Annotated in this window: 7 protein-coding genes and 1 pseudogene; 3 read left to right on the top strand and 5 right to left on the bottom strand. The window is 73.4% G+C overall.

Features of this window, described 5'->3' with window-relative positions; all coding sequences use genetic code 11:
- Nucleotides 1–664, top strand: a pseudogene (locus tag ACIBEA_RS29440) (hypothetical protein); the annotation flags it as partial.
- Here the strand turns inward: ACIBEA_RS29440 and ACIBEA_RS29435 are convergent.
- The 3 genes from ACIBEA_RS29435 to ACIBEA_RS29425 form a co-directional block, all read right to left on the bottom strand.
- Nucleotides 654–1,580 (bottom strand): EI24 domain-containing protein, encoded by a 927-nt coding sequence (locus ACIBEA_RS29435; protein ID WP_399266005.1) that lies wholly within the window; start codon nt 1,578–1,580, stop codon nt 654–656. The pseudogene ACIBEA_RS29440 and the gene ACIBEA_RS29435 overlap by 11 nt on opposite strands.
- Nucleotides 1,581–1,681: 101 nt before the next feature.
- A complete protein-coding gene (locus ACIBEA_RS29430; protein ID WP_351044105.1) occupies nt 1,682–2,104 on the bottom strand; it encodes an organic hydroperoxide resistance protein in 423 nt (140 codons plus the stop codon).
- A 65-nt stretch (nt 2,105–2,169) separates the two neighbouring features.
- Nucleotides 2,170–3,192, bottom strand: coding sequence for an NADP-dependent oxidoreductase (locus tag ACIBEA_RS29425; RefSeq protein ID WP_399266003.1), 1,023 nt, complete (start codon nt 3,190–3,192; stop codon nt 2,170–2,172).
- Between the two features lie 91 nt (nt 3,193–3,283).
- Here ACIBEA_RS29425 and ACIBEA_RS29420 point away from each other — a divergent pair, with 91 nt between their 5' ends.
- Nucleotides 3,284–3,706 carry a MarR family winged helix-turn-helix transcriptional regulator gene (locus ACIBEA_RS29420; protein ID WP_399266001.1) on the top strand — a complete coding sequence of 141 codons (423 nt, stop codon included), beginning with the start codon at nt 3,284–3,286 and terminating at the stop codon, nt 3,704–3,706.
- Between the two features lie 26 nt (nt 3,707–3,732).
- Here the strand turns inward: ACIBEA_RS29420 and ACIBEA_RS29415 are convergent, their stop codons facing one another.
- Nucleotides 3,733–4,512, bottom strand: coding sequence for a hypothetical protein (locus ACIBEA_RS29415; RefSeq protein WP_399265999.1), 780 nt, complete (start codon nt 4,510–4,512; stop codon nt 3,733–3,735).
- A gap of 77 nt (nt 4,513–4,589) precedes the next feature.
- Between ACIBEA_RS29415 and ACIBEA_RS29410 the strand changes: the two genes are divergently transcribed.
- Nucleotides 4,590–5,207, top strand: coding sequence for a hypothetical protein (locus ACIBEA_RS29410; protein ID WP_399265997.1), 618 nt, complete (start codon nt 4,590–4,592; stop codon nt 5,205–5,207).
- A gap of 57 nt (nt 5,208–5,264) precedes the next feature.
- Here the strand turns inward: ACIBEA_RS29410 and ACIBEA_RS29405 are convergent, their stop codons facing one another.
- Nucleotides 5,265–5,987: an esterase/lipase family protein gene (locus ACIBEA_RS29405; RefSeq protein WP_399265995.1), complete on the bottom strand. Its 723-nt coding sequence runs from the start codon at nt 5,985–5,987 to the stop codon at nt 5,265–5,267.
- Between the last annotated feature and the right edge of the window lie 13 nt (nt 5,988–6,000).

Raw genomic sequence — 6,000 nt, 5'->3', positions numbered from 1 at the left:
GGGGCCGTCCCCGCGCCCCCCCCGGGGGCGCGCCCCGCCCCCCCCCCCCGGTGGGCCCCCCCCCCCCCCCCCCCGCCCGGCCGCCGGGGCCCCCCCCCCCGGCCCCGCGGCCCGCGGGGCCCGCTTCCTGGACGGCGGGATCATGGCGGTGCCGCCGATGATCGGCATCCCCGCGGCCGGCGGCTACGTCTTCTACAGCGGCTCGCAGGAGCTGTACGAGGAGCACCGCGCGGCCCTGGAGGTCCCGGCCGGGGCCCGGTTCGTCGGTACGGACCCCGGTCACGCGGCCCTGCACGACGTGGCCCTGCTGAGCGCGATGTACGGGCTGTTCGCCGGGGTTTCGCACGCCTACGCGCTGGTCCGGAGCGAGGGGATCGCGCCCTCGTCGCTGGCGCCACTGCTGTCGGAGTGGCTGGGCTCGATGGGGCACTTCGTGCCGGGGGCGGCCGAGCGGTTGGAGTCGGGCGACTTCACCTCGGGGGTGGTCTCCCACCTGGCCATGCAGGTGGCGGGCGCCCCGACGCTGCTGCGCACGGCCGAGGAGCAGGGGGTCAGCGCGGAGCTGATCGCCCCCTACCTGGAGCTGATGGCGCGCCGGCTGGCCGCGGACCCCGCGTACGGGGCCGAGGACACGGCCGGCGCGATCGGGCTGCTCAGCCGTTGAAGCCGCTGTCGACCCCGCCGGTGGCCCCACCGGCCGGGGCGCCGTAGCCCGGAGTGGCCGGGGCGCCGTAGGCCGTGGCCGGCGGGCCGAAGCCCTCGGGCGCCGGGCCGAAGCCCTGCGCGCCGGCGCCTTGACCCGCGCCTTCGCCCGCGTCGGCGCCGCTGCCGGAGTCGGGCTCCGGGTCCGCGGTGAGGTCCCGGACCATCAGGGTGGCGCCCGCGACCGCGCCGGGCATCAGGAACACCGCCACCAGCGGCACGATGAAGGCCAGCACCAGCGGTACGCCGAAGCCGAGGGCCAGCATCCGCCGAGACCGCAACAGCGCGAGCTGCCCGGGGAGCTCCACCCGGCGGCGCATGAGGGCGACGCTGGTCAGCTCCTGGGTGAGGAAGTAGCCGGAGACGCAGAAGCCGATGGCGGGGACGACGGTCTGCCCGATCACCGGGATGAACCCGAGGGCGAAGAGCAGGACCCCGTAGAGGAGCACCCGCCCGAGCAGCCGCACGCTGTCGCGGGCCGAGATCCACAGCTCCCGCCACAGCGAGAGACCGGATTCGGGCACCTCGCCGCCCTCGCCGCGGTCGACCGCCTCGGAGAGGGACTCGTAGAACGGCTGGCCGATCAGCAGGGTCACCGCGGTGAAGGTGATCACCGCGAGGAAGAGGCCGAGCCCGAAGACCAGGGCGGTCAAAAAGCCGCGGAAGACCGCGAGCCAGGGCGAGGACCAGTCGTCGGCGAAGGGGGTCACCCAGGCGACGAAGTCGTCGGCGCCGAAGCCGAGCCCGATCAGCGCGCCCGCGTACAGGACCAGGGACACCAGTCCCGGCAGCAGGCCGAAGCCGAGCCAACGCCCGTGCCCCAGCACCCAGCGCTGTCCGGCCAGTAGGTAGCGGAATCCCCCCGCAAGATCACTCATCGGGCCAGCTTACGGCGCGGGCCGCACCCCCTCGGCGGGGGTGCGGCCCGTGCTGCGTACTACGTACTACGTGGTTACCACGTTGCGTTACCGCGGTGGGATCAGACCGCCAGCTCGACGGTGATGTTGCCGCGGGTCGCCTTGGAGTACGGGCAGACCTGGTGGGCCTTCTCGATGAGGTCCTTGGCGGTGGCGGCGTCCACGTTCGGGATGGAGGCCGAGATCTTGACGATGATGCCGAAGCCCTCGTCGTTCTTGCCGATGCCGACCTCGGCGGTGACGGTGGAGCCGGAGATGTCGGCCTTCTCGTTGCGGGCGACGACGCCGAGCGCACCCTGGAAGCAGGCGCTGTAACCGGCGGCGAAGAGCGCCTCCGGGTTGGTGCCGGCGCCGCTGCCGCCCATCTCCTTCGGCGGGTTCACGACGACGTCGAGCTGACCGTCGCTGGTGGCGACGCGGCCGTCACGGCCATTCTCGGCGGTGGCGACAGCGGTGTAGACGACGTCGGACTGCTGGATCGACATGTAAAGAAATCCTCCTGGTGGTTCGCCGCGACTCGCGCCCACGATCGCGACGGTCTGGAGTGAGCCTAACCGGTGAAGGAAACGATCATCTTTCCGGTGTTGTCGCCGCGCAGCAGCCCGAGGAACGCCTCGGCCGCGTTCTCCACGCCTTCGACGACCGTCTCGTCGTAGGTCAGCTCACCGGAACGCAGCCATCCGGCCACGTCCTGGACGAACTGCTGCTGGAGGCCGGCGTGGTCGCCGACGAGGATGCCCTGGAGCCGCAGCCGCTTGCCGATGACCAGCGCGAGGTTGCGCGGGCCGGGGGTCGGCTCGGTGGCGTTGTACTGCGCGATCGCGCCGCACAGGGTGGCCCGGCCGTGCACCTTGAGGGAGCCGATGGCCGCTTCCAGGTGGTCGCCGCCGACGTTGTCGAAGTAGACGTCGATGCCCTCGGGGGCGGCCTCCTTCAGCTGCTCGGCGACGGGGCCGTTCTTGTAGTTGAAGGCGGCGTCGAAGCCGTACTTCTCCGTGAGGGTGGTCACCTTCTCGTCCGAACCGGCCGAGCCGATCACCCGGGACGCGCCCTTGATCTTCGCGAACTGGCCGACGAGGCTGCCGACCGCGCCCGCCGCGCCGGAGACGAAGACGGAGTCCCCCTCCTTGAAGGAGGCGACCTCGAAGAGGCCCGCGTAGGCGGTCATGCCCGGCATGCCGAGCACGCCCAGGTAGGCGGAGAGCGGGGCGAGCGAGGCGTCCACCTTGACGGCGTGCTTCGCGTCGAACTCCGCGTACTCGCGCCAGCCCAGCCCGTGCAGGACGTGGTCCCCGACCTCGAAGCCCTCGGCGGCGGAGGCGACGACCTCGCCGACCGCGCCGCCGTCCATCGGGGCGTCGAGCTGGAACGGCGGGATGTACGACTTCACGTCGTTCATCCGGCCGCGCATGTACGGGTCCACCGACATGTGGAGGTTGCGGACGAGGATGCGGCCGGCCCCGGGGGTCGCCGAGAGCGGCACCTCTCGCAGCGCGAAGTCGGTGGCGACGGGCCAGCCCTGCGGACGGGCGACCAGGTGCCACTCGCGGCTGACGGCAGGAATCTCAGACATGAAGCGCTCCCGGAGAGAAATTACTTAACGACCTGAAACAACCATGCTCCTGGATATTTCATGTTGTCAAGTAAATGGGTACGCTGGTTCCATGCCCAGTCGTCGCACGGACCCCCTGACCCTCGAGGTCGTCGAACTCATAGGCACCGTCGTGGCCCGCTACCACGAGGAGTACGAGCACGCGGCAGCCAGCCACCAGCTGACCGGCGCCCAGGCACGTGTCCTGGGGCTGCTCTCCCTGGAGCCGATGCCCATGCGCAGGATCGCTCAGAAGCTCAAGTGCGAGCCGTCCAACGTGACCGGCATCATCGACCGGCTGGAGGGCCGGGGCCTGGTCGAGCGCCGCCCCGACCCGGCCGACCGGCGGGTGAAGCTGGCCGCCGCCACCGACGCGGGACTACAGACCGCCGACCGGCTGCGCGAGTCGCTCGACTTCGCGCGGGAGCCGCTGGCCGGACTCTCCACGGCCGAGCGGGCGGTCCTGCGGGACCTGCTCAAGCTGATGCTGGGCTGACCTCCCGGCCGGCCCGGCGCATCGGCTCAGCACCACCAGAGCCAGCACTCGTCCGGCTGGGTCTGCGACGGGCTCGGCGAGGGCTTCGGCTTCTTGGAGGGCTTCGTGGAGGCCGACGGGCTCTGCGGGGGCCGCGTCGACGCGCTCGGGCCCACCGGCCCCTCCGGCCCGGAGTCGCTGGCGGACGGCCGGACCGAGGCCGAGGCGCTCGCCGACGCCGAGGCGCTCGCGGAGCGGGAGGCGCTGGCCGACGGGCTGGCCGAGGCCGAGGCGCTGGGCTTCGCCGAGGCGCTCCCGGAGGACTGGGGCGCGCCCGTGTCCGAAGGGTCCCGGGTCGAGAGCGGCTGCTGCGCGCCCGCGCCGTCCTTGAGCATGACGTTGGACGAGCCCTGCTGCCCGTCGGTCGTGAGCCGGGCCAGCGCGAAGGTGACCCCGACCGCGAGCGCCAGGCCCAGCCCCATGGTCAGGGCGGTCCGGCGGCGACGCCGGTGCACCCGACGGCGGGCTCCGGCGCGGCGGCTCGCCTGCGCGTCCCCTCCCGCGGCGCCGGGCGGAGCAGCGGGATAGGGAAGGGCGCCGTACGAAACGGCGCCGGGCGCGGCGGCACCGTCCGCGACGGCGCCGGGCGCGGCGGCGAACTGCGCGGTGGGTCCGTCGGCGGAGCCTCCGGGGTGGGCGGGCTGTCCGGCGTACCCCGGCGGGGCGGCGGGCGCGGGCGTGTCGGGCAGGTACTCGATCGGAGTTCCGCACCCGGCGCACGCCAGTGCGCCGTTGAGGTGCCTCCGGCAGGCGTGGCAATAGTCCATGGCGCCCGCAGGCTACGTGGTCATCCGCAACATCCGTATCGCGGGGGTGTAAGGATCCTGTGTGCAATTCTGGGCGCATGGCCGCCGCCCCCGCCTCCCGCCCGACGTCCCGCTTCGGCCCGGAGGACTTCCAGTTGGTGCTGTTGCGCCGGATGTCCGACTTCCAGCCCGAGCTCGCCGACCGGGCCCGGATCCGGCTCGGGGCCTCCCTCGCCGAGCAGCGGGAGGCGAACAAGCGGTGGCAGGCGATGGTCCGCTCGCCCCGGGCGCGCGGGGCGCTGACCCGCTACCGCTCGGTGCTGGGCCCGGCCGAGTCGGTGGCCCGGCGCCGGATCGGGGACCTGGAGTGCGAGGCGCTGCTGTGGCCCGTACCGCTCTGGCCGGACCTCCGCTTCGAGGTGCTGGCCGCGCCGGACGGGGCGGTGTGGAACGAGTGGCTCGTACGGGCGCCGGGCGCGCCCGGGCCCGCGCTGGCGACCCTGGACGACCTGCTGCCGTGGTCGGCGACGGTGGACGAGGTGGCGCGGGCCTTCGCGCCCGCCCGCCCGATGGAGGGCACCGCGCCGACCCGGTGGCGGCTGGCCTTCACCGGGCCCGACGCCGCCGGGGCGCCGCGCCCCTGCGTGGCGGAGTTCACCTACGGCCTGTTCCAGCGCATCGCGTACGAGCCGCCGGCCGACCGGGTCCGCACGTGAGCCCGGGCCTCACGCAGCCCGGGCCTCACGCAGCCCGGGCCCCACGCAGCCCGGGCCTCACGTGGCGAGGAAGGCGCGGACCCCGGCCGAGACCCCGTCGTCGCCGAGGAAGTCGTTGTGCTTCAGGCAGCCCGCGTGGGTGTTGAGGGCTCCGGCGAGGGCCACGCTGCTGTCGGGGTTGATGACCTCGTCGCAGGAGGACCAGAAGGTCGCGTACCTGACCGCGCCGGGCGTCTCGTCGCCCTCCGCGAGCTTCTTCTGCACGTAGGAGCCGGGGCTCATGTCACGGCAGGCCGGATCCCAGATGACGCAGCCCCAGCTGATGTAGGTGCCGTGGTTGGGTCCGGCGAGCGAGATCCAGTGGTCGACGACGGAGGCGCCGCCGCCGAACTTCACGTACCAGCGGGTGACGAGCGAGCCGAAGGAGTGCGCGACCACGTCGACCCGGGCGGCGCCGGTCTGGCGGCGGACCTGGTCGACGTAGGCGGCGAAGCGGTCCGAGAGCACCTCGTTGACCGACTGGTGGGTGTCGTAACCCCACGAGAAGAGCTCCGAGTCCGCGTACCCGGCCGCGCGCAGGTCCTCGCGCAGCGCGCCCCACACCCCGGGGTCCGCGTTGTAGCCGTGGACGAAGATCACCGGCACGTGCTGCTGCACCGGGGCGGCGGCCCGGGGCTCGGCCCGCTGCGCGCCCTGCGCCGGGAGCGGCGCCACGAGCGCGAGGCAGCAGGTCAGGCAGAGCGTCAGAAGGGTCAGGAACTTCTGGCGGGCCGTCAGCATCGGGTCCCCCTTA

Source organism: Streptomyces sp. NPDC051555 (assembly GCF_044454405.1).
Classification (GTDB): Bacteria; Actinomycetota; Actinomycetes; order Streptomycetales; family Streptomycetaceae; genus Streptomyces.
The sequence above is the reverse complement of the archived record's forward strand: the minus strand, read 5'-3'. Positions and strand labels throughout refer to the sequence as shown.

Coding starts and splice junctions, on each gene's coding strand:
- ACIBEA_RS29435 (WP_399266005.1), bottom strand. CDS start 1,580: ATGAGTGATCTTGCGGGGGGATTCCGCTACCTACTGGCCGGACAGCGC.
- ACIBEA_RS29420 (WP_399266001.1), top strand. CDS start 3,284: ATGCCCAGTCGTCGCACGGACCCCCTGACCCTCGAGGTCGTCGAACTC.
- ACIBEA_RS29415 (WP_399265999.1), bottom strand. CDS start 4,512: ATGGACTATTGCCACGCCTGCCGGAGGCACCTCAACGGCGCACTGGCG.
- ACIBEA_RS29410 (WP_399265997.1), top strand. CDS start 4,590: ATGGCCGCCGCCCCCGCCTCCCGCCCGACGTCCCGCTTCGGCCCGGAG.
- ACIBEA_RS29425 (WP_399266003.1), bottom strand. CDS start 3,192: ATGTCTGAGATTCCTGCCGTCAGCCGCGAGTGGCACCTGGTCGCCCGT.
- ACIBEA_RS29405 (WP_399265995.1), bottom strand. CDS start 5,987: ATGCTGACGGCCCGCCAGAAGTTCCTGACCCTTCTGACGCTCTGCCTG.
- ACIBEA_RS29430 (WP_351044105.1), bottom strand. CDS start 2,104: ATGTCGATCCAGCAGTCCGACGTCGTCTACACCGCTGTCGCCACCGCC.